The organism is Nocardiopsis kunsanensis DSM 44524 (assembly GCF_000340965.1).
Classification (GTDB): domain Bacteria; phylum Actinomycetota; class Actinomycetes; order Streptosporangiales; family Streptosporangiaceae; genus Nocardiopsis; species Nocardiopsis kunsanensis.
Window position 1 is genome coordinate 142087 of record NZ_ANAY01000001.1, and the last position, 21935, is coordinate 164021.

General features: G+C 70.7%; 18 protein-coding genes. 7 read left to right on the plus strand and 11 right to left on the minus strand.

The window, feature by feature from the left end:
• Nucleotides 1–40: 40 nt before the first annotated feature.
• A complete protein-coding gene (locus D456_RS0100685) occupies nt 41–1423 on the minus strand; it encodes an NAD(P)H-quinone dehydrogenase (RefSeq protein ID WP_017574222.1) in 1383 nt (460 codons plus the stop codon).
• Nucleotides 1424–1613: 190 nt separating this feature from the next.
• On the opposite strand from D456_RS0100685, the gene D456_RS0100690 reads away from it, so the two are divergent.
• A complete protein-coding gene (locus D456_RS0100690) occupies nt 1614–2438 on the plus strand; it encodes a purine-nucleoside phosphorylase (protein WP_017574223.1) in 825 nt (274 codons plus the stop codon).
• 471 nt (nt 2439–2909) lie between these two features.
• Here the strand turns inward: D456_RS0100690 and D456_RS0100695 are convergent, their stop codons facing one another.
• The 5 genes from D456_RS0100695 to D456_RS0100715 form a co-directional block, all read right to left on the minus strand.
• A complete protein-coding gene (locus tag D456_RS0100695) occupies nt 2910–3539 on the minus strand; it encodes a hypothetical protein (RefSeq protein WP_017574224.1) in 630 nt (209 codons plus the stop codon).
• Nucleotides 3536–4636, minus strand: a complete 1101-nt coding sequence (locus D456_RS0100700) for an adenosine deaminase (protein ID WP_026115448.1) — start codon at nt 4634–4636, stop codon at nt 3536–3538. Before D456_RS0100700 ends, D456_RS0100695 begins: the two co-directional genes overlap by 4 nt.
• A gap of 139 nt (nt 4637–4775) precedes the next feature.
• Nucleotides 4776–6014, minus strand: coding sequence for an amidohydrolase (locus tag D456_RS0100705; protein ID WP_017574226.1), 1239 nt, complete (start codon nt 6012–6014; stop codon nt 4776–4778).
• A gap of 41 nt (nt 6015–6055) precedes the next feature.
• On the minus strand, nt 6056–7216 hold the full coding sequence (locus D456_RS0100710) for a glutamate--cysteine ligase (protein WP_026115449.1): 1161 nt from the start codon (nt 7214–7216) through the stop codon (nt 6056–6058).
• Between the two features lie 155 nt (nt 7217–7371).
• On the minus strand, nt 7372–8484 hold the full coding sequence (locus tag D456_RS0100715) for a YihY/virulence factor BrkB family protein (protein ID WP_026115450.1): 1113 nt from the start codon (nt 8482–8484) through the stop codon (nt 7372–7374).
• A gap of 228 nt (nt 8485–8712) precedes the next feature.
• On the opposite strand from D456_RS0100715, the gene D456_RS0100720 reads away from it, so the two are divergent.
• Nucleotides 8713–9834 (plus strand): galactokinase family protein, encoded by a 1122-nt coding sequence (locus tag D456_RS0100720; protein ID WP_026115451.1) that lies wholly within the window; start codon nt 8713–8715, stop codon nt 9832–9834.
• 123 nt (nt 9835–9957) lie between these two features.
• Nucleotides 9958–11217 (plus strand): LCP family protein, encoded by a 1260-nt coding sequence (locus tag D456_RS0100725; protein WP_040698409.1) that lies wholly within the window; start codon nt 9958–9960, stop codon nt 11215–11217.
• Between the two features lie 544 nt (nt 11218–11761).
• On the opposite strand, the gene D456_RS0100730 is transcribed toward D456_RS0100725, so the two are convergent.
• Together D456_RS0100730 and D456_RS27325 are read right to left on the minus strand one after the other, a co-directional pair.
• On the minus strand, nt 11762–12979 hold the full coding sequence (locus tag D456_RS0100730) for an NADP-dependent isocitrate dehydrogenase (RefSeq protein WP_017574230.1): 1218 nt from the start codon (nt 12977–12979) through the stop codon (nt 11762–11764).
• A 164-nt stretch (nt 12980–13143) separates the two neighbouring features.
• Entirely contained in the window at nt 13144–13590 is a 447-nt protein-coding gene (locus tag D456_RS27325) for a DUF3017 domain-containing protein (protein ID WP_017574231.1), read from the minus strand.
• Nucleotides 13591–14015: 425 nt separating this feature from the next.
• On the opposite strand from D456_RS27325, the gene D456_RS0100740 reads away from it, so the two are divergent.
• Entirely contained in the window at nt 14016–14720 is a 705-nt protein-coding gene (locus D456_RS0100740; RefSeq protein WP_017574232.1) for an FHA domain-containing protein, read from the plus strand.
• Between the two features lie 71 nt (nt 14721–14791).
• Here the strand turns inward: D456_RS0100740 and D456_RS0100745 are convergent, their stop codons facing one another.
• From D456_RS0100745 to purN, 3 genes are all read right to left on the minus strand, one after another.
• Nucleotides 14792–15649: a bifunctional methylenetetrahydrofolate dehydrogenase/methenyltetrahydrofolate cyclohydrolase gene (locus D456_RS0100745; RefSeq protein WP_017574233.1), complete on the minus strand. Its 858-nt coding sequence runs from the start codon at nt 15647–15649 to the stop codon at nt 14792–14794.
• A 69-nt stretch (nt 15650–15718) separates the two neighbouring features.
• The gene (gene purH / locus D456_RS0100750) at nt 15719–17290 is read right to left on the minus strand and encodes a bifunctional phosphoribosylaminoimidazolecarboxamide formyltransferase/IMP cyclohydrolase (protein ID WP_017574234.1); all 1572 of its coding nucleotides are present in this window, start codon (nt 17288–17290) and stop codon (nt 15719–15721) included.
• On the minus strand, nt 17287–17922 hold the full coding sequence (gene purN, locus D456_RS0100755) for a phosphoribosylglycinamide formyltransferase (RefSeq protein ID WP_017574235.1): 636 nt from the start codon (nt 17920–17922) through the stop codon (nt 17287–17289). The genes purH and purN overlap by 4 nt, the downstream gene beginning before the upstream one ends.
• A gap of 351 nt (nt 17923–18273) precedes the next feature.
• On the opposite strand from purN, the gene D456_RS0100760 reads away from it, so the two are divergent.
• The 3 genes from D456_RS0100760 to D456_RS0100770 all read left to right on the plus strand — a co-directional run bounded on the left by D456_RS0100760 (nt 18274) and on the right by D456_RS0100770 (nt 21851).
• Complete coding sequence (locus D456_RS0100760) at nt 18274–18666, plus strand: hypothetical protein (protein ID WP_017574236.1); 393 nt, start codon at nt 18274–18276, stop codon at nt 18664–18666.
• A 202-nt stretch (nt 18667–18868) separates the two neighbouring features.
• Nucleotides 18869–20569 (plus strand): hypothetical protein, encoded by a 1701-nt coding sequence (locus tag D456_RS0100765; RefSeq protein WP_026115453.1) that lies wholly within the window; start codon nt 18869–18871, stop codon nt 20567–20569.
• Nucleotides 20570–20627: 58 nt separating this feature from the next.
• A complete protein-coding gene (locus tag D456_RS0100770; RefSeq protein ID WP_017574237.1) occupies nt 20628–21851 on the plus strand; it encodes a phosphotransferase in 1224 nt (407 codons plus the stop codon).
• The last annotated feature ends 84 nt before the right edge of the window (nt 21852–21935 follow it).

Genomic DNA, 21935 nt, shown 5'->3' on the forward strand with positions numbered 1-21935 from the left:
CGCGGGAGCCGTTGTGAGTACTGCCGGGGAGGGGTCGGACCTACTCCGGGGAGGCCAACATCAGGGAGCGGGCCGCTTCGGTGACACTGCCGGACAGCGACGGATACACCGAGAAGGTGTGGGCGAGGTCGTCCACGGTCAGCCGCTGCTGCACGGCCACAGACACCGCCAGGATGAGCTCGCTGGCCCGGGGCCCGACGATGACACCGCCGAGGACGATCCCGGTGTGCTGTCGGCAGATGAGCTTGACGAAGCCGTCCTCGACGTCGTTCATCTTCGCCCGGGGGTTGGTGTTGAGGGGCAGGGTGACCGAACGCCCGTCGATCCGGCCGCTGCGCACGTCGTTCTCGCTCGCGCCCACGGCGGCCAGTTCCGGGTGGGTGAAGACGGTGGAGGCGACCGTGGACAGCTTCAGCGGTGCCACGGCCTCACCCAGGGCGTGCCACATGGCGATCCGGCCCTGCATCGCCGCCACCGAGGCGAGCATGTTCACCCCGGTGCAGTCGCCGGCCGCGTAGACACCCGGGACCGAGGTGCGGGAAACACGGTCGACGTCGATGAACCCGTTGTCGGCCAGGCGGACCCCGGCCCCCTCCAGGCCCAGATCGTCGGTGTTGGGGATCATGCCGACCGTCATGAGGCAGTGGCTGCCCTCGACGACACGGCCGTCGGAGAGGGTCACCTCCACCCCTTCGCCGGTGTTGACGACCGACTCGGCGCGGGTGCGGCTGAGCACGGTCATGCCGCGCCGCATGAAGACCTCCTCCAGGACCTCGGCGGCGTCCGCGTCCTGAGTGGGCATGACCAGTTCACGGGAGGAGACGAGGGTGACGTCGGACCCGAGCGACTGATAGGCACTGGCGAACTCGGCACCGGTCACACCGGAGCCGACGACGACGAGGCGCTCGGGCAGCTCCTCGAGGTCGTAGAGATGGCGCCAGGTGAGAATGCGCTCCCCGTCGGGGCGCGCGGTGGGCAGTTCACGGGGGTGGGCTCCGGTGGCCAGGAGGACGACGTCGGCGCGCATCCGCTGGTCGTCCACGGCGACGATGTGCGGGTCGACCAACCGGGCCTCGCCGCTGACGACCTTGACGCCCTCCTTGACGAGCCGGGCGTGCGTGTCCTCGGACTGCGCCTCGGCCAGGCGTTTGATCCTGGGGTTGACCTCGTCCACGTGTGCTTCGACACCCGATGCGTGCCCGTGCACGCTGGAGAGGTGGATGCCGAGGTGCTCGGACTCGCGTACGTAGGTGGTACGCGTGGAGGTGGCGATGAGGCTCTTGGAAGGAACGCAGTCGGTGAGGACGCAGGCGCCGCCGATTCCGTCGCGTTCCACCACCGTCACGTCCGCGCCGAGCTGTGCTGCGACCAGTGCCGCCTCGTAGCCCCCGGGACCTCCTCCGATGATCACGACCTTCGTCACGCTGCTTCACTCCCTCTGCGGGCGGCCCGCACACCCGTTCCCGGTCGGGGACGATGTTCGGGCATGGACGGGCTCCACCTGGTTTTATCGCTTCCTCCCATTGTCGGCCATGTGAACCGTCGTTCCGTCCGCATGACACCCAGCGTTGCGTACCGGAACAGCCTCGTCACACAGCGATAGCATCCGTCCCGTGAGCGATACAGAGCAGCCGCCCCGTACGACCGAGCAGGCGGAGGAACTGGCGGGCTCGGCCGCACACGAGTTGCTGTCCCTTGCCGGAGCCGATTCCTTCGACGCCATGGTGGTGCTCGGCTCGGGCTGGGCCGGCGCGGTGGACACGCTGGGCACGCCCGACATCGAACTGGACGTGACGGGCCTTCCCGGGTTCCACGCGCCCACGGCCGAGGGCCACACCTCCGTTGTGCGCAGCATGTGGGTGGGTGAGAAACGGGTCGCGGTCTTCATGGGCCGCATCCATCTCTACGAGGGCCATGACGCCCTGGATGTGGCCCACGCGGTGCGCACCGGCATCGCAGCGGGGGCCAGGACCGTGGTCCTGACCGGGTCGGCCGGTTCGCTGCGTGCCGACATCGCCCCGGGCCAACCCGTGGTCGTGCGCGACCACATCAACCTGACCGGCCGCTCTCCGCTGGTGGGCGCCACCTTCGTGGATCTGTCCCGTGCCTATTCCGAACGGTTGCGGGAAGTGGCCCGCGAGGTGGACCCGTCCCTGGCCGAAGGGGTGTACGTGTCCACGGTCGGGCCGCAGTTCCAGACCCCGGCGGAACTGAACGTGCTGCGCCAGTCCGGTGCGGACGTCGTCGGGCGGTCGATCGCGTTGGAGGCCATCGCAGCCGTGGGGGCAGGGGCCGACGTGCTGGCGTTGGCCATGGTCAGCAACGACGCCATGAGCGCGGTTTTCGAACCCTTCGAGGCCGAACACGCCCTCGAGGTCGTCACCCAGCGGGCCCAACGGCTCGGGGAGTTCCTCAACCGCGTACTCTCCCGCGTCTGACCCGGGCGTCCCGCGCAGCCACGGCCCCGCCGAGGGCGAACCCTTCGGCGGGGCCGTCGATCTGTTCGAGGAGCCGTACACGTTCGCGCCCGGGAAGAGTTCCCGCCCCGGCGGCGCCGGAGCCGGCGTGGCGAGCGTGCACCCCGAGGCCATGGGGTGGACAGCACCGGGCACTGCCAGGGCGGGTCGGGGACTCGCACCCCGGTGGCGGCCGCCGCGCAGGGTCCCCGCAGACCCCGTTGGACTCGCGGCGTACGTCACCTTCTCTTCCCGTTGGGCGGACGAACCGCACGTACCTGAGGGGGTTGCTCCGAACCGGGCCATCCGCGCGAAGCCCACCCGGAACATCTCCCTTAGGCATGCCTTACCTAACCAGAGTCGGCAGTGCCGCGTCAACCCCGGACACACAGGTCGGACCCGGCCCCGCGGGTGCGGGGACCGGGTCCGAGGGCATGTCCGCCGGAAGGCGCTTCAGGCCAGGAGGAACACCGCCACCAGCATCGCTGCGGTCAGGCTCAGCACGACGATCACCTCGACCGGCACCATCGTCTGCGGGCGGTCCTCGGCACCGATCGCGGCAGGGCCGGCCTCGTCGACGTCCTCGATCGGGCCACCCAGGGGCCGGGCCCGGTACCGTTCGGCGTCCCGGCGCAGGTCCCGCGCCATGAGGTCGACCGGCCGTGCGCTCCCGGGGTCGTCGTCGACATCGGTGTCGATGTGGCCCGCGTCCCGGCGCATGTTCTCCCGCACCTTGGAACGCTTGGACTCACGCAGCGGCCAGGAACGCACCACCCCGGAAGAGGTGTGCACACGCAGCACGTCGAGGACGTCGATCCACTCCACCGCGCTCCAGGGCACGAACACCTCGCGCACCGGGTTGATCACGCGCAGACCGCGCCCGGTGGAGACCACACGGGGCCGCAACCACACGATGTACACGCCGGCGACGCTTGCGGCCAGGAGCGCAGCTGCGATCCAGGCCGTGCGCCCCTCCCCGCGCAACAGCACGTCGAGCAGGAGCAGCAGGGCGATGACGGTCCACACCACGCCCATCACCCGTGTGGAGGTGGCGTAGTGCGTCGTGCTCTCCGCGGCGGTCACCGTTCGGTCGCCCACTTCAGCCGCGCGTACCCGGGCTTGATGGTGCCGTTGATGAGGGCGAGCCGTTCGTCGAAGGACAGGAACGCCGACTTCATCGCGTTGACCGTGAACCACTGCAGGTCGTCCCAGCCGTAACCGAAGGCCTCGCTGAGCTTGGCGAACTCACCGGACAGGCTGGTGCCGCTCTGCAACCGGTTGTCGGTGTTGACGGTGACCCGGAAACGCAGGTCGCGCAGCATCCCGATGGGGTGCTCCGCGATGGAGGGGGCAGCACCGGTCTGCACGTTGGAGCTGGGGCACATCTCCAGCGGCACCCGCTTGTCGCGCACGTACTGCGCGAGACGGCCCAGCACCTGTGCGCCGTTCCCGTCATGGTCGATGTCGTCGACGATACGCACGCCGTGGCCGAGCCGGTCGCAGCCGCACCACTGCAGGGCCTCCCAGATGGAGGGCAGCCCGAAGGCCTCGCCCGCGTGGATCGTGAAGTGGAAGTTCTCCCGGCGCAGATACTCGAAGGCGTCCAGGTGGCGCGTGGGCGGGTTCCCGGCCTCGGCACCGGCGATGTCGAAGCCAGAGACCCCGGCGTCGCGGTAACGCACGGCGAGTTCGGCGATCTCCGAGGAACGCGCGGCGTGGCGCATCGCCGTCACGAGCTGCCCGGTACGGATGGGGTTGCCCTGCTCGGCGGCGCGCTTCTCGCCCAGTTCGAGCCCTTCCTGGACGGCCTCGACGACCTCCTCCAGGGAGAGTCCGCCCTCCAGGTGCTGCTCGGGGGCGTAGCGCGACTCCACGTAGACGACACCGTCCGCGGCCAGGTCCTCGGCGCACTCGGCGGCGACTCGGACCAACGCCTCGCGGGTCTGCATGACCGCGGTGGTGTGGGCGAAGGTCTCCAGGTACCGCTCCAGGGAGCCCGAGTCGGAGGCCTCGCGGAACCAGTTGCCCAGTTCCACGGGATCATAGGTGGGCAGACCGGTGTATCCGGAGGCCTGGGCCAGCTCGACGACGGTCTCCGGGCGCAGCCCGCCGTCGAGGTGGTCGTGCAGGAGTACCTTCGGCGCCTGCCGGATCTGCTCAACAGTGAGTGGCTGGTTCATGTTCCACAGCATGCCACCCGCCGGGGTCCCCTCCGCCACCGCGGGGGAAAATACCGGGGGTTCGGCGGACGGGCGGGGCCCCTCCCCCGCTCCGTACGGAACACGGCGCGGGGATCGCCCTGCACACGGCGTCGGCGACTCAGGCCATGGCCTCGCTGCCGAGCCGTCCCCCGGACCGGGCCGCCTCCCACAGTGCGGTGAACGCGGTGGCGGCAGCGAACCGGGTGCCCACCCCGATGGCGCGTTCGTCCACGTCGAAGGTGCCCCGGTGCAGGTCCAGCATCGGCCCGTCCCGGTCCGGCGAGTGGGTTCCCAACCGGGCCAGGGCGCCGGGAGCGTGCTCCAGGTACCAGGCGAAGTCCTCCCCGCCCAGGCTCTGCGGGGTGGAGGTGACCGCTTCCGGCCCCAGTGCGAGAGCGGTGGCCTCGCGCATGAGCTCGATGCTGGTCGCCTCGTTGATGGTGGGCGGGACCCCGCGCCGGTAGGTCACCTCGGGGCTGGCCCCGTAGACGGAGGCCACCGATTCGACCAGGCCCTTGAGGATGTCGGGGGCCTCGTGCCAGGCCTCGTCGTCCAGGCAGCGCACGGTCCCCTCCGCAACGGCGTCGTCGGGGACGACGTTGGGTGCCGATCCGGCGCTGACGCGCCCCCACACGAGGCTGAACCCGGCACGGGGGTCGACCAGGCGGGAGAGCGCAGCGGGCAGTTCGGTGACGATCTTGCCCAGCGCGTAGACGAGGTCGGCGGTCAGGTGCGGGCGCGCGGTGTGGCCGCCGGGACCGGACAGACGCACCAGGAGCTGGTCGCAGGCGGCGGTGATGCCGCCACTGCGCAGACCCACCTCACCGACCGGGAGGCGGGGATCGCAGTGCAGGGCGAAGACCCGCTCCACGTCCTTCATGGCGCCGGCCTCGACGACCTCCACTGCGCCACCGGGCAGCTCCTCGGCGGGTTGGAAGAACAGCCGGACCCGACCGGGCAGGGCGCCGGCCCGGTCCCGCTGGGCCAGGAACAGGCCGGTCGCGAGCAGCACCGTGGTGTGCACGTCGTGTCCGCACGCGTGCGCGACCCCCGGCACGGTGGAGCGGTAGGGCGTCGCCTCCTTCTCGTCGGTCAGGGGCAGCGCGTCGATGTCGGCGCGCAGGGCCACGACGGGACCGGGGCCGGAACCGATGTCACAGACCAGCCCCGTGCCCACCGGAAGGATCTCGGGCTGCAGCCCGGCCGCCCGCAAGCGTTCGGCGATGCGGCCCGTGGTGCGGTGTTCGGCGAAGGCGAGTTCGGGGTGCATGTGCAGGTCCCGACGAAAGCCGATGAGCTCTCGCTCGTTGCGGGCCAGGAAGGCCGTCAACTGTTCCGGCAGGTCATGTCCCTGCATGCGAGGGTCCCCTCTTCGTTCACGTCTTACCGCGCAGCCGGTCAGGTCACCGGCACGGACACAGCGCGAGTGGGATCACCGCTACGGAGTTCGGCAGCGAGCAGGTCCACGACGTCGGAGATCGATCCGCCGTCCGCGACGACCGCGCGCTGGCGCTCGTACGAGGCCCCTTTGTCCATGACCTCGGACACCAGGTCCAGGTCCTCGGCGCAGCCCAAGCGGGCCGCGGTCGGCCCCAGTTCTCGAACGAGCTCGTAGAGGTCGTCACGGAGCGGAACGGTGGTTCCGCGGGCGTCCGTGATGACCCGGGCGTCGAGCCCGTAGCGGGTGGCTCGCCACTTGTTGTCCTTCACGACCCAGGGGGGCGGACTGGGCAGCCCGTACCCGCGGTCGAGCTGGTGATCGAACAGTTCCACCAGGCTCTGGGAGAGCGCGGCGGCCATTCCCACCTCGCGCAGTGTGGGAATTCCGTCGAACATCCGGATCTCGATCGTGCCGAAATCAGGGTGCGGACGGATGTCCCACCACACTTCCTTGATGGAGGCGATGGTACCTGCCCTGAGTAGTGTTTCGAGGTATTCTTCGAAAGCTCGCCAGTGGGGAAGGTTCGGTGGCGGCCCGGAGGTGGGCAGCGCCCCGAAGATGATCGACCGTGCGGAGGCGAGTCCCGTGTCACTGCCGCCCCAGTAGGGGCTGGAGCCGCTGAGGGCCAGGAAGTGCGGCAGGTAGTGGCAGAGGGCGTTGACGATGGGCACGGCCTTCTCCCGGTCACGGACCCCCACGTGGACGTGGACACCGCACGTGAGGATGCGCCTGACCAGCCACTGCATCTGGTCCAGGAGCTCGCCGTAGCGTTCGCCGGGGCTGAACTCCTGGTCCCGCCAGTCGTCGAGGGGGTGGGTGCCGGAGCAGGTGAGGGTGGTGCCCCAGGGGTGGAGGACCTCCCGCATGCGGTCGATGTTGCGGGCGAGGTCGCCCTTGGCCTCCTCGACGGTCTCGCAGATGCCGGTGACGACCTCGACCTGGGACTGCATGAGTTCGTGGCGCAACGGGGGATGCGCACTTCCGGAACTGAGGTCCGGGAGAGCGGCAAGTAGTTTATGTGCCTCTTGGCGCAAATGTCGGGTTTCGCGATCGACGAGCTGGAGCTCCCATTCCACTCCGATCGTCGGGCGTTCGGATGACGTGAACGAAATAGCCATCTTTCGTCCTCCAGGGGGGATTTTGCGGCCTTTTCCAGCCGACCTGCCCCGGTGAACCGGGACAGATAAGGACTACCCCGCCGGAGCCCGCCGTATACGGAGCGAAACCCCCGCAGGGGACGAACGGTCTTCATCCTGGGTGGAACGGGCAGTGCTCACCCGCGGCGTTCCTCCTCCGAACGCGTGAGCACCGCCGCGGCACCGGCCGTGACCGACGCCGCCGCGGTCGCCACGAGCGCCGCGAGGATCCGCTGCGCCAGACGCCGCTCGGCCAGCTCCCGCGGCGGGAGCCGTAGCACCTCCACCCTGCGGGTCCAGTCCATACCGCTGGCCTCGGGCAACGGCAGCGTCCCGGTGTAGGGCGGCGGGGACGAGAGCCACGTGGCCGTCCAAGCCGCACTGAACATGACCAGTCGCATGACCAGGTTGATCCACACCAGCAACCCCACCAGCACGGCGAAAGAGGCGTAGACCGGGTTGCTGAGGGTCCCGGCCAGCAGCATCGCAGCGGCCGACTTGATGATCTCGAACCCGACCGCACCGATGAGCGCGCCCCGCCACATCGGACGTGTGAGACGCCCCTCCCCCGACAACAGCGAGAAGACCAGCACGAAGATCAGCATGTTCATGCCGACAGCGATGGCCACGGCCAACAGGCGCAACGTCAGCCCCGCCACCACCGAACCGTCCAGGGAGATCAGTGACAGCACCCACTGTGTCGCGGTCTGGGCCACGCTCGTGAAGGCGACCGTGAGCAGCAGCGCCGTGCCCAGACCCAGCATGACGAGCAGGTCGGAGGCCTTGCGCACGACGTAGTTGGGGCCCTGTCGCAGACTGCGCAGCCAAACAGCGTGCAGGGCCTCGCGCAGTGAGGCCACCGAGTTCAGCCCCGCGTAGAGCAGACCCAGCGCACCGATCAGGCTCGCGCCCAGGCGTGCTTGCGCGATCTGGTCCACCGGCAACCGCTGCGACAACCCCGGCAGCACGTCCTCCAGGACCTGTTCCAGGTACTGCCGGAGCTCGACGTCGACCGCAGTCAAGTGGCCGACGACCGCGAAGGCCAGCGCGAGCAGCGGGAAGAAGGACAGGAACGCGAAGTAGGTCACCGCACCCGCGAGCTGGCTGCCCTTCTGGTCGGAGTACCGCTCGGCCGCACGCACCAGATGGTCCACGGCGGGCCTGCGCCGGCGCAGGTCCCAGAAGGTGTCCATCGCCTTGTTCTGTGCACGCTGTGCGGCACCGCGGGCCCGCTCGGCCACCGACGTCATCTGTCCCCTTCCCTGCCCGGCGACCCTCGTCGTTCTCCGGAGCCACACCCGGGGGCCGGCCTCAGAGCACCGTACTCACCTGCGGAAGGACCGCCCGAGCCGGGTCCGGGGCCACAGCCTAGGCGTGGGGCGCACGCCGTCGAAGTGACCACGCCCACGCACGACCCGCGCCGGGGGCGGTGCATCCTGGAGTGTGAACGGCGGCCGGGCAGAGGAAGGAGACGTGCGGTGGGGGGCGCGGGAGCACGGTTGCGCGCGATGCTGGGTGCGGGAGCGGCCGGGCCACGGGGGCCCTGGCCGGAGACCCCGCCGAACCCGGACACACTGGCCCAGGTCTTCCACGAGCGCTTCGCGGCACCACCGGCGGGCGTCTGGCACGCCCCGGGCCGTCTGGCGCTCATGGGCGAACACACGGTCGCGAGCGAGGGCGTGGGCCTGTACACCGCACTGCCGTGGGGCGTGACGGTGGCTCTCGGGCCGTCCGAGGACGGTGGAGTGCACGTCTGCCGGCCCGGGGGCCCCGTGCGTGTCCGGTCCACGACGGCCACTGTGGTGGCCCGCACCGTCGAGCGTGCCCGCCGCGAGGGGACGGCACCCCCCGGGACCGGGGTGTGTGCCGTCGTCGACACCGACCTGCCCGCGCACGCCTCCCTGGGCCGCACGGCCGCGCTCCGGGCCGCCACCTCACTGGCCCTGTCCGACCTGAGCGGGGCCCCGCCCCCCGAGGGGGCCGACGCAGACGAGCGGGTCGCGCTGGTCGCCCGCCCCGGCTGTGCCGTGCGGGTCAACCACAAGAGCCTGCGCACGACCGTCTTCCCCTTCGACCTGGCCGCGGAGGAACTGCACCTGCTCGTGGCCGACACCGGCGCCTTGCCCCGCCGTGACCTGCGCCGGGTACGTGAGGAGGAGCTCCGCCGGGCCGCACTGGCCCTGGGGCCCCTGCGCGCCGTCCAGGACCTGCCCGAGGCGCTGAACCGCCTCCCGGAAGCGGCCCTGGCACGCCGGGTGGAGTACGCCGTCACCGAGGTGCACCGCCTCAACGCGGCCGTGGGGCTGCTGCGCGCCGAACGGTTCGGTGAGCTCGGTCCGGTCCTGTCCGCCTCCCACCTGTCGTTGCGCCGCTTCGAACTGCCCACACCGGACGTGGACCTGGTCGCAGAGGCCGCCTCCCGTGCCGGTGCACGCGGTGCCCGGATGACCGGCTGGCGGGGCGCCGCGTTCGCCCTGGTCGGCGACGGCCGGTCGGACAGGGTCCGCGCGAACGTGGAACGGGCCTTCTCCGGCCGCGGGCCACGCGCTCCCCGCCTGCGGACCGCTCTTCCGGCCGCCGGGGCACACCGTCTGCGCTGATCCGGGAGAAGGGTTTCACCGAACGGACGAAGCGGACCGGTCTTTCTGCGAACCCGGCTACGCTGTCTGCGATCCCACAGGGGTGACGGCACAACCATCACGCGGAACGGGGACAGCGGATCCATGGCTGATCGACGAGGTCCGGGCGGGCACGGCTCGACCGGGGAACACGACCGGGGAGGGGTGTTCCGCCGCGGCGGCGACCCCGGATCCCCCGACGAGTTCGAGAAGCTCTACCGCCCGCGTGAGTCCGAGCAGCGTGTGGTGGGTGAGACCCGGCGCATGCCCCCGGCCGACGAGGTCCCTCCGCTCCGCAGGGAGAAGAAGCGTCGCCGCACCCACTCCGATCCCCGGGAGTACGACGGCCGCGGCATCAAGCGCCGAGCCCGGGAGAAGCGCAAGCGCAGGTTCCGGACGGTCCTGATCACGGCCGCGGTGGTGCTCCTGATCGTGCCCCTGGGGTTCTACCTGTGGGCGGACTCGCGTCTGGAAAGGGTCGAGGCCCTCCAGGACTACGAAGGCCGCCCCGACGACGGCCGCGGCACCGTACACATGGTCGTGGGCTCCGACAGCCGCGACGGCATGGACGACGACCGGATGCAGGAATTGGCGACCGGCGATGCCCAGGGACAGCGCACCGACACGATCATGCTGCTGTACACCCCGCGCGACGGCGACTCCACCATCGTCAGCGTCCCCCGCGACTCGTACGTGCCCATGGCCGTTCCCGGCTACGCCGACAACAAGATCAACACCGCCTATGCGGACTCCACGTGCGGCACGGACGAGGAGGGCGAGGAGATCTGCGGCGGGCCGGCACCCCTGGTGGAGACCTTCGAACGTGCCTCCGGTGTACAGGTCGACCACTACGTCGAGATCGGCATGGGCGGGTTCGTGAACCTCGTCGACGCCGTCGGCGGGGTGGAACTGTGCCCCGAGTCACCCATGTCCGACCCCAAGGCCGGCCTCGACGTCGAGGCCGGGTGCCAGGAGATGGACGGCGGTACCGCGCTCGGGTACGTGCGCACCCGGGACAGCCCCCGCGCCGACCTCGACCGCATCCAGCGCCAGCGGGAGTTCTTCTCCGCGCTGATCCAGGAGGCCACTGCCCCCTCCACGATGTTCAACCCGTTCCGTGCGGGCCCGCTCGTGATCGCCGGGACCGACACGTTCACCGTCGACGAGGGCGACAAGCTCCGGCACCTGGCCGGCATGCTGCTGGACATGCGCGGCGGTATCGGGACGACGTCGATCCCCGTGGCCGAGACACCGACCCTGCCGAACGTGGGTTCGGTCGTGGTGTGGGACGAGAGCCGTTCGGAGATGATGTTCGAGGCGATGCGGGAGGGCGAGCCCATCCCCGAGGAGGCCATGGAGGACTGACCCCCGGTCCTGTGCTCTCCCCCGTGCCCGCAGGCGGGGGAGGGCGGCGCGTGAGCGCTCCCGGGAGCAGGGGCTCCCGGGCTACGTGCCTCCTGGAGCAGAGCGAAGGGCCCGCCACCGGAGTGACGGGCCCTTCTGTGACGTTCCGAGCTGTGCGCGCCTACCCCCCAGCGGGCGCACTGCCGGCACGTCGGTCTGTGGCCTCGCGGGACGAAACCCGCTCTGGCCTGCCGGTTCTCACCGACTGGTTTCTACAATAAGTCAAGGTTCGCCAAAGACGCGAATCGTACGCACGTGTTATAGGTCGCATCGTCGAGGCACGGACGACGCACCCCTCATCCTGTCACCGAACCGCTCCACGCACCCGCCGAACACGGCAAACGTGCTCCGGAAGTTCTCCCGCACGCCCCTGCGCACACGAACGCGCCCGGCCGGGACCCGTTTCGGGGTCGGCCGGGCGCGTCGTTCCCGGGCAAAGGGGTCACCGCCCCTGCCGGAGGGGGCCGGGCCCGGCTCGGGGCCCGCTCCCCCGGTGGTGCGTGTCTCAGGCGAGGCGCTTGCTCAGGTTCTCGTCCAGGGCCGCGAGGAACTCCTGCGTGGTGAGCCACTCCTGCTCACTGCCGACGAGCAGGGCGAGGTCCTTGGTCATCTGGCCGCCCTCGACGGTCTTGACGACGACGTCCTCGAGCTGCTGGGCGAACTCGACCACCTTCGGGGTGTTGTCGAGCTTGCCGCGGTGCTCCAGACCGCGGGTCCAGGCGAAGATGGACGCGATCGGGTTGGTCGAGGTGGGCTTGCCCTCCTGGTGCTGGCGGTAGTGGCGGGTGACCGTGCCGTGCGCGGCCTCGGCCTCGACGGTGCGGCCGTCAGCGGTGCGCAGGACCGAGGTCATCAGGCCCAGCGAACCGAAGCCCTGGGCGACCGTGTCGGACTGCACGTCACCGTCGTAGTTCTTGCAGGCCCAGACGTAGCCGCCCTCCCACTTGAGCGCCGCGGCGACCATGTCGTCGATGAGGCGGTGCTCGTAGGTCAGGCCCGCGGCCTCGAACCGCTCCTTGAACTCGTTGTCGTAGATCTCCTGGAACACGTCCTTGAACATGCCGTCGTAGGACTTGAGGATCGTGTTCTTGGTGGACATGTAGACCGGGTAGTTGCGGTCCAGGCCGTAGTTGAGGCTGGCACGCGCGAAGTCCTCGATGGACTTGCGGAAGTTGTACATGCCCATGGCCACACCGCCGGCCTCGCCGAACTCGGCGACGTCGAACTCGATGGGCTCGCTGCCGTCCTCCGGGGTGTAGGTCATGGTGACCGTGCCGGCGCCGGGGACCTTGAAGTCCGTGGCCTTGTACTGGTCGGCGTGGGCGTGGCGGCCGATGATGATCGGCTGGGTCCAGCCCGGGACCAGGCGCGGAACGTTCTCACAGATGATGGGCTCACGGAAGACGACGCCGCCGAGGATGTTGCGGATGGTGCCGTTGGGCGACCGCCACATCTTCTTCAGGCCAAACTCCTCGACCCGGGCCTCGTCCGGGGTGATGGTGGCGCACTTGACACCGACCCCGTGCTCCTTGATGGCGTGGGCCGCGTCGACGGTGACCTGGTCGTCGGTGCGGTCGCGCTCCTCGATGCCGAGGTCGTAGTACTTCAGGTCGATGTCGAGGTAGGGAAGGATCAGTCGGTCCTTGATGAAAGACCAGATGATCCGGGTCATCTCGTCACCGTCGAGCTCGACTACGGGGTTCTCGACCTTGATCTTGGCCATGGCTGTGTGGCTGTCCCTTCAATCTCGGCAACCGCCTCGTACGGCGGAGGACACGCACCGGCTCGTGACCGGGGCGTGGCCGGCTCCGCGCACGGCGATCCCTCCGGTGTCCGTGTACACCGGAGAGGCGGTCGCGGTATCTCGACATCAAGCTTATTCGACGCCTAGGTGGACAGTTGCGGCGCCACCCACGCGAACACGATGAGCAGGCAGGCGAGCCCGACCAACACGGTCAGGTCGACCCATCTGCGCCGTACCGCGAGCATCCCGATCCAGTCCTTGGGAAGCACCAGACGGAACACGGCCGCGAGTACGAGTGTCCCGGCGATGATAGCCGGGCCGCGCTTGAAGTAGGCGAACCCCACCACGGCGATACCCGCTGCCAGGCCGGACAGCACCAGCGCGTACGGCATCTGGACGAGCCACGGGGGAAACCTGGAGGGCTGTGGGGGATCGTCGGCTCCCGCCCCCTGCGCCTCCTCCGCACCGTCCTCCTGCGCCTGCTCGGGGAGGTGTTCCTCTTCCCCCTGGGGGTCCTCGGCGCGGCTTCCACCGTCACCGGGGGTGTTGTCCTGGGGGACGTCGTCGTCCGGCGTGCCCGAGTCCGCCACTTGCGTCTGCTCCGCCCTGTCCACCGCGTACCGACCCGTTCGGTTCATGTGCTTGGCCGCCGCGCTGCTCGTTACCACGGTCGTTCCCCGGCTCTGGCCCGGACCGGCCACCCGCACGTCACGGGGTGTCCGAAAACGGCGCGGCTGTCCGTGTGCCGTGCGGCCACGGAACCGGGCGCGGGGCGAGGCCGTGATAGCCGGGGAGGACCACCGTCATTGTATTGGCCCGGATCACCCCGGCCCCAGAGCTCACGGTAACGGTCTTACCCCCACCGGAGCGACTATGTCCGTTTCCTGCCTCATGGCGGCCACAGAGCCATATTTGCCGCGCCTTGTCCGCCTAACTACGGAGTAAGCGCGTAGAACCAGTGCAGCCCGGGTAACCCAAGTGGTGTTCCAGTGCCACGGTGAGCGAGGACCCCCCCATGAAGCCCACTCCTAGCGCGGACCGGACCACCACTCCCCGACCGTCCTTCCCCCACCGTCGTCAGCACCCCCGACCGCCGGCCACCACGGCCGAGACCCCGGTCGAGGGCCCTCACCTGAGGATCGATTCCTCCGGTGACCTCCACCCCCTCTCGGCCGAGGTCACCACCGTCGGCCGCGGTGAGGGTACCGACATCCACCTGCGCGACCTGACCGTCTCCCAACTGCACGCCGAGCTGGTCCGGCGCGGGCCCTACGTCTACGTCGTCGACCTCGGACTCTCCCGTAACGGCACCCGGGTCAACGGACGCCCCGTGGCCCGCCGTGTACTCAAGGACGGCGACGTCCTCACCTTCGGCACCGCCCGCTGCCATGTGGGCGGGCTGCCCCGGGAGCAGCTGCGCCCCGACCTCGAACTGCGGCGCGAGGCCGTACCCGACCTGACCCGGCGCGAACTCGACGTCCTCACCGTCCTGTGCCGGCCCGCGTTGTCCGACGAGGCGTTCGTGGCACCCGCCACGGCCCGCGACATCGCCGAAGCACTGGTGGTGACGGAGGCCGCGGTCAAACAGCACCTGCTGCGCCTCTATCAGAAGTTCCGTGTTCCCGAGGGGCAGAACCGGCGCACCCGGTTGGCCAACGAGGTGGTCTCCCTGGGTCTGGTGCGACCGATGCCGGTGGGCACCGAGCGTTGGGCCAGCTGAGCCGGGCCCCGGACGCACGCGTGGGGCCCGTACGGTCGTGTGGGCCCCACGGACGACCGGAACGCCGGCTCTCAGAGCGCGGCGGCCTGACGTTCTGCGTTCTCGACCACGTTGACCAGCAGCATCGCCCGGGTCATCGGCCCCACACCGCCCGGGTTGGGCGAGAGGAACCCGGCCACCTCGTCCACGCCCGCGGCCACGTCGCCGGCGAGCCCGTCGTCGGTGCGGGTGACACCGACGTCGAGCACAGCGGCGCCCGGCTTGACCATGTCGGGGGTGATGAGGCCGGGCACGCCGGCACCGGCGACGACCACGTCCGCCCTGCGGGTGTGCTCGGCAAGGTCACGGGTGCCCGTGTGGCACAGGGTGACAGTGGCGTTCTCCGAACGTCGGGTCAGCAGCAGACCCAGGGGGCGGCCCACGGTCACACCGCGGCCGACCACGACGACCTCGGCACCCTTGAGCGGGACGTCGTAACGGCTCAGCAGCTCCACGATCCCGCGCGGGGTACAGGGCAGCGGGGCCTCCTCCATGAGGACGAGCTTGCCCAGGTTGGCGGGCTGGAGGCCGTCGGCGTCCTTGACCGGGTCGATGAGGCCGAGCACCCGGCCCTCGTCCATACCCCGGGGCAGGGGCAGCTGCACGATGTAACCGGTGCAGGCCGGGTCCTCGTTGAGTTCGCGCACGGCCCGCTCCACCTCTGCCTGCGGGGCGTCGGCCGGCAGGTCGCGGCGGATGCTGGCGATCCCCACCTGGGCGCAGTCGCGGTGCTTGCCGCGCACGTAGGTGTGGCTGCCCGGGTCGTCACCGACCAGCACGGTGCCCAGTCCGGGGGTCAGACCTCTGGCGCGCAGCTCGGAGACCCGTTCGGCCAGGTCCTCCTTGATGGCCTTGGCGACGGCCTTGCCGTCGAGAACGGTCGCGCTCATCGTAACTCCTCGTCTCCGAACGATCGTGCGCTCGGCAGGCGCTCGCACTCGGTGCCCGCCGAGCGCGGGTTAGTGGAAGAAGTGCCGGGTGCCGGTCAGGTACATCGTGACCCCGGCGGCCTCGGCCGCAGCGACGACCTCGTCGTCACGCACGGACCCGCCCGGTTGGACGACCGCGCGCACGCCCGCACCGGTGAGGATCTCCAGACCGTCCGCGAACGGGAAGAAGGCGTCACTGGCGGCCACGGAACCGTGTACGCGGTCCCCGGCGCGCGAGACCGCCAGGCGGGCGGAGTCGACCCGGTTGACCTGGCCCATGCCCGCGCCCACGGTGGCGCCGTCGGCGGCGAGCAGGATCGCGTTGGACTTGACCGCTCGCACCGCACGCCAGGCGAAGCGCAGATCGGCGAGGGTTCGTGCATCGGCGGGGGTCCCGGTGGCCAACGTCCACTTCTCTGGGTCGTCACCGGGCGCGTCGACGGCGTCCCGCGCCTGGACGAGCAGCCCGCCGCTGATCTGGCGGTGCTCGAAACCACCGGTCACACCCGCGGCGCCCTCGACGACCAGCAGACGGATGTTCTTCTTGCGGGTGAGCACGGACACCGCCTCGGGGGAGAACTCGGGCGCCACCACGACCTCGGTGAAGATCTCCGCGATCTGCTCTGCGAGGTCGGCCCCGACCGGGCGGTTGGTGGCGATGACGCCCCCGAACGCGGAGACCGGGTCGCCGGCGTGGGCCTTGCGGTGGGCCTCGGCGTTGTCGGCACCGACCGCGATACCGCACGGGTTGGCGTGTTTGATGATGGCCACACACGGCTCGGAGAAGTCGTGGGCGGCACGCAGGGCCGCGTCGGCGTCGACGTAGTTGTTGTAACTCATCGCCTTGCCGTGCAACTGTTCCGCCCCGGCCAGGCCGGTCCCCGCGGCCCCGGAGACGGTGTACAGGGCCGCCCTCTGGTGGGGGTTCTCGCCGTAACGCAGCACCTGGCCGCGCTCGTGACCGTCCCCGAAGAACGCCGGCCAGCCGGACCCCTCGGCCTCGGCATCGGGTGCGTAGGACTCGGCGAACCAGGTGGCGACTGCGGCGTCGTACTCCGCAGTGTGCTGGAAGGCCTGCGCGGCCAGGCGTTTGCGCTGGTCGAGGGTGAAACCGCCCTCGCTCACCGCACGCAGGGTCTCGTCGTAGGAACCGGGGTCCACGACCACGGCGACGCTGCCGTGGTTCTTGGCGGAGGCGCGCACCATGGCGGGGCCGCCGATGTCGATCTTCTCGACGCAGTCGGCGTCGGAGGCCCCTGAGGCCACCGTGTCGCCGAAGGGGTAGAGGTTGACCACGACGAGGTCGAAGGGCGCGATGCCCAGGCCGTCGACGGTCTCCATGTGCCCGGGGTCGTCCTGGTCGGCGAGGAGGCCGCCATGGATGTGGGGGTGGAGCGTCTTGACGCGGCCGCCCATGATCTCGGGGAAGCCCGTGACCTCCTCGACGGGGGTGACCTCGATCCCGGCCTTGCGCAGTCGCGCTGCGGTGGAGCCGGTCGAGACGATCTCCACTCCGGCCTGGGCGAGCCCGGCGCTCAGCCCCTCCAGACCGGTCTTGTCGTACACACTGATCAACGCCCGCCTGATGGCCCGCTGGGTCACGGGGTCTCCTTCGTCTCGCTCGCGTTCGTGCGGCCCTGCTCGGTGCGGCCCAGCCGCACATGTCTGCCGTCGACGTTCCAGCCGCGCCGCGCGAGCTCGCCGACCGTGTCGACGAGCATGCGCCGCTCCACGATCTTGATGCGCTCGTGCAGGGCGGCCTCGTCGTCGCCGTCCTCGACGGGGACCGTGGCCTGGTCGATGATCGGCCCGGAGTCGACCCCTTCGTCGAGGAAGTGGATGGTGGTGCCGGTGATACGGACACCGTGGGCGAGCGCTTCGCGTACCGCGTGCGCGCCGGGGAAGGAGGGCAGCAGCGCCGGGTGGATGTTGATCGCGGCGTGCCGTCCGACGACGGCCGGCCCGAGGATGCGCATGAACCCGGCCGAGACCACCAGGTCGGGCTCGAAGGCGGCGATCCGGTCGGACATCGCGGTGTCCCACTCGGAGCGGTCGGTGTAGTCGCGGAAGGGGACCACGAACGTGGGCACGCCGTCGGCCTCGGCCCGTTCCAGCCCTCCGGCTCCGGGACGGTCCGAACCGACAGCGACCACCTGCGCCCCGTACTCGGGGGCCCGGCACGCGTCCAAAAGGGCGGACATGTTGCTGCCCGTGCCCGATATGAGGACCACCACTCGCGCGGACAGTGTGCTTCTCCCTCGTGTGTAGAAGAACAGCACGGGAGTCGAGCTCCCGCTCCCGGGGGCGCTGGGGGACAGCGCAGCATCCGGAGGAAAATCAGGTGCACCGCACAAGGCGGCACCAGGGCCGGGCCCGCAGCGGGCCCCGTCCGCACTCCCACCCTATCGGCCCGGGTAGCGTCGGGCCGACGGGGACCTGGGGTTGTGTGACGGCTCTCCCGGTTCCCGCCCCTGCCCGCAGAACGGGACCGGGTACGCTCCGCGCCAGTCAGACCATGCGGTACCTGCCGAGCAGACCCTGGTCCCGGTCACACGGCGCCCCGGCGCCCCAAAGGAGAGTCACCCGTGAGCGAGAACAGCCCGGATCCGCAGAACGACGGGCAGCCGCCCAAGTCCGAGAGGGGCGGGCTGTGGGGCCTGTTCTTCGGCGCGATGGGCCTGTTGCTCCCGCCGTACGGGATCCTTCTGTCGCTCTTCGGCCTGGTCCAGGGTTTCCGTGCCCGCCGTGCCGCCCGGCGCCGGAGTGTGGAGGCACCGATGGCGATGGCGAGTGTGTTCGTGGGATCGGTCGGTGTCGTCCTGTCGGCGGCGATGGCTGCGGTGCTGTTCATGCACCAGGACGAGGTGGCCGAGTACCGGGACTGCACGGCCCGGGCGCAGACGGTCTCCACCCAGGACGCGTGCGACCAGGCATGGGAGGCGGACACCGGGCTCCCGCCACAGGTCATCGGCGGCTGAGCACACCCACACACAGGATTCCGGAAGGGGCGACGGACAAGGCTGCGTCGCCCCTTCCGCCATGTCGGCACCGGGACGCGCTTTCCGGTCGTTTTGTCTCGGCAAAACGGCTGCTTCGCAAAGCAGCGGGCACACCCAAAGGTATTACACTTAGTATTCAATCACTCACCAAAAGTGCCTCACCTCTGCCCGAGAGGACCCGATGGACACCGACGTCCCCGGCTCTGCAGGTCCGGTGCCGAAGAACCGGACCGCTCTGTTCCGTCGCCGCCGACGGATCGTCCTGACCGGCCTACTGAGCGGCCTTACCGTGGCCGTGGCGGCTCTGGCGACCCTCCCTTCCCCCCACACCGCCACCGTCTCGGTCCAGGTGCGCCCCACGGGCGCGGCCGAGACCGGAAGGGCACCCGCCGACGGGCTCGACCTGGAGGCCCAGGCCCGGCTCGCCACCTCCGAACACACCACCGAACTGCTGTCCGAAACCCTCTCCGAGCGGGCCGACATCTCCCTCTCCCCCACGGAACTGGCCGACCGCGTGGAAGTGAGCGTGCCTTCCGACGGCGATGTCCTCGAGTTCCGCTTCTCCGCTCCCACCCCTGAAGAGGCCCGCGCCGGCGCCGACGCGCTGGCCGAGGCCTACCTCCTCTCCCGAGCACGGGAGGCCGAGACTCTGCTGGCCACGCGCGTGAGCACGTTGCGCGACGAGCAGGCGGCGCTCTACGCCGAACTGGACGAGGCCGGCAGGGAGGACGCCCCGCGGACCGATGCGCTCGAGCAGGAGATCACCGGCCTGGGCAGGGTCGCGGCCTCGCTCACCGCGCTCTCGCAGACCGTGGACCCCGGAAAGGTCGTCGGCCCGGCGAGCACACCGGGGTCGGTGTTGTCGGCCCCGGCGGTGCTGTGGGCGGCGGGTGGTCCCGCTCTCGGCCTGGTGCTGGGGTTGGCCGCAGCGTTCCTGCGCGACCGGTCCGATCCGCTGGTCCGCGACGGGGAACAGGCCGCACGCCTGGCCGGGCGCCCCGTCCTGGTGGAACTGCCGGCCCCCGCTCACCTGGACGAACTGCCTTGTGAGCCCTTCGAACAGCACACGCGGGCCGGACAGAAGGCCAATGCGTGCGCCCACCTGCTCAGATCGCGGTTGCGGACGGCCCGGTCGGGCGACGAGGGCTCGGTGGAGCTCACGGACACCTCCGCCGGGGGATCCGCGAAGAGCAGCCGGACGGTCCTGGTCACCTCGGTCACCCCCGGACGTTCCGGCCCCAGGGCCGCCGTCGACCTGGCCTCGGCCCTGGCCAGGACCGGCTCCGAGACGCTCCTGGTGTGCACCGACCCTTCCCCCGACCCGTTCGGGCTGCCCGAAGGGCCCGGCCTGGCCGAGGCACTCACGGAGGGCGAGGACCCCGGCGCTCTCACCGTGCGCCCCGACTCCTTGCCGCTCCTGCGTGTGTTGAGGCACGGGCGGCCCGGGTCCGCCGCCCCCGTCCAGGGCACCGTGATGCACGACCTGTTGGAGCTATTGCTCCACGACTCCGACCACACCGTGCTGACCAGCACCGCCGGGACCGGACGCGCCGACGTCGAATCCCTCCTGGGAGCGGCTGACGCACTCGTACCGGTGGTGGAGCTCGGACGGTCGCGCCGCGACGACCTGGCCGCACTCGTGCGGGCCGCCGAACTCACCGGCACCGTTGTGCCCGGTGTGGTGGTCCTGACACACGGGGCCGCTTCCAGGACCCCGGCCCCCTCCCCGGTCGCCTCCGGCACGGTCCCCGCCTGCCGGGTCGCCGAGCACGACCGCACGCGAGTGCCCACGGCCGACGGCACGGAACAGAACACCGGCCCGGCGGACGAGGAGCCCGTCGGGGGCTCAGCTCCCGGCGCCGCCTCGGGGGCCGGCCGCTGATGCCGCGCGCCCGCCTCCACACCGCATCCGTGTCCGACCGTGCTCGCGGGGGTCCCCGGTGAACAGGGAAACGACCTATCTGACCGACCTGGCCGCCGTGCTGTGGCCGTGCGGAGGCCTGTTGGGCCCCGGGGAGTTCACCGGCACCCGCCTGGCCCGGCACGAGCGCGGCAGCCAGTACCTTCCGGTACCCAGCGCCCGGAACCCGCGCGTCATCCTGCCCGCGCACAACCGCACCGCTGCCGTCCGCGGGATCTCCTCCTTCTCCCACGGGCACTCCTTCGGGGAACGGGTGCGGTCGCTGGCGCTGACGGGGGCGTTCGCGACCGGGCTGGCACCGCTGCTGTTGCGCGATCGCCTCTACGTGGGAGCGGGTCCGGGGATCGAGCACGCCCTCGCCTCGGCCCTGGACCGGGAGGTGTCCGTGGCCATCCACCTCGGGCCGCCCAGAGCCAACCGCAAACCCGTTCTGTTGCTGCTCACCCCCGGTGGGCGCACCATCGGCTACGCCAAGGTCGCCACCAACGACCTGACCTCGCGCCTGGTGCGGACCGAGACACGCGCGCTGCAGCACCTCGACGGGGCCCTCTTGAAGGACGTGACGGTACCGCGCCTGCTGCACGAGGGCGAGTGGAACGGCCATCCGTTCCTGGTGCAGGAGGCGCTGCCCGTGGGCGACCAGACCGACCGCCCGACCCGCCACCAGCTCCTGCGGTGCGTCACACAGATCGTCGGGCTGGGCGCGGTCCGGACCCGGTGGCTGTCCGATAGCCCGTACCGGCGGTCCTTGGAGGAACGCATCACCCTGCTCGGCGCCCGTCCCGAGGCACAGCCACTGCGCGAGGCGCTGAGCCGCCTGCCCGACGTGCGGGTGCCCTTCGGGGCCTGGCACGGGGACCTGACCCGGTGGAACGTGGCCAGTACCTCGCGGCGGGCGTTCGTGTGGGACTGGGAACGCCTCGCCCTGGACGCCCCGGCCGGGTTCGACGCGCTGCACTACGACCTCAACGAGGCAGTGCAGGCCGGCGTGCATCCCGGGGTGCACCGGTGGCTGGACAGCGGTTCACGGCTGCTGCGCGATCCGCTGATGGCCGCGACCGGGTTGCTCCCACACACCGTGTCCACGGTCATGGCGCTCTACCTGATCGATCTGGCCACACGCTTCCTGACCGACCTGCGGCCGGGGAGCAGCGGGGTCGTGGCGGCCGTCGACGACTGGTTGCTTCCTGCGTTGGACGGGCTCCGGGTCCGGGCCGACCACGAGGCCACTCGGACGGGCTGAGGTCTCGTGCGGCTCTTCGCGTCCGCCTCCTCCGGAGGGCGTCCGGATCTGGTCGGTCGCAACGGCCCGTTCGCCGGCCCTGTG

Excerpts from the sequence above, each read along its gene's own strand:
- D456_RS0100700 (WP_026115448.1), bottom strand. The coding sequence starts at position 4,636 with ATGAACCAGCCACTCACTGTTGAGCAGATCCGGCAGGCGCCGAAGGTA.
- D456_RS0100705 (WP_017574226.1), bottom strand. The coding sequence starts at position 6,014 with ATGCAGGGACATGACCTGCCGGAACAGTTGACGGCCTTCCTGGCCCGC.
- D456_RS0100710 (WP_026115449.1), bottom strand. The coding sequence starts at position 7,216 with ATGGCTATTTCGTTCACGTCATCCGAACGCCCGACGATCGGAGTGGAA.
- D456_RS0100715 (WP_026115450.1), bottom strand. The coding sequence starts at position 8,484 with ATGACGTCGGTGGCCGAGCGGGCCCGCGGTGCCGCACAGCGTGCACAG.
- D456_RS0100725 (WP_040698409.1), top strand. The coding sequence starts at position 9,958 with ATGGCTGATCGACGAGGTCCGGGCGGGCACGGCTCGACCGGGGAACAC.
- D456_RS0100730 (WP_017574230.1), bottom strand. The coding sequence starts at position 12,979 with ATGGCCAAGATCAAGGTCGAGAACCCCGTAGTCGAGCTCGACGGTGAC.
- D456_RS0100740 (WP_017574232.1), top strand. The coding sequence starts at position 14,016 with ATGAAGCCCACTCCTAGCGCGGACCGGACCACCACTCCCCGACCGTCC.
- D456_RS0100745 (WP_017574233.1), bottom strand. The coding sequence starts at position 15,649 with ATGAGCGCGACCGTTCTCGACGGCAAGGCCGTCGCCAAGGCCATCAAG.
- D456_RS0100765 (WP_026115453.1), top strand. The coding sequence starts at position 18,869 with ATGGACACCGACGTCCCCGGCTCTGCAGGTCCGGTGCCGAAGAACCGG.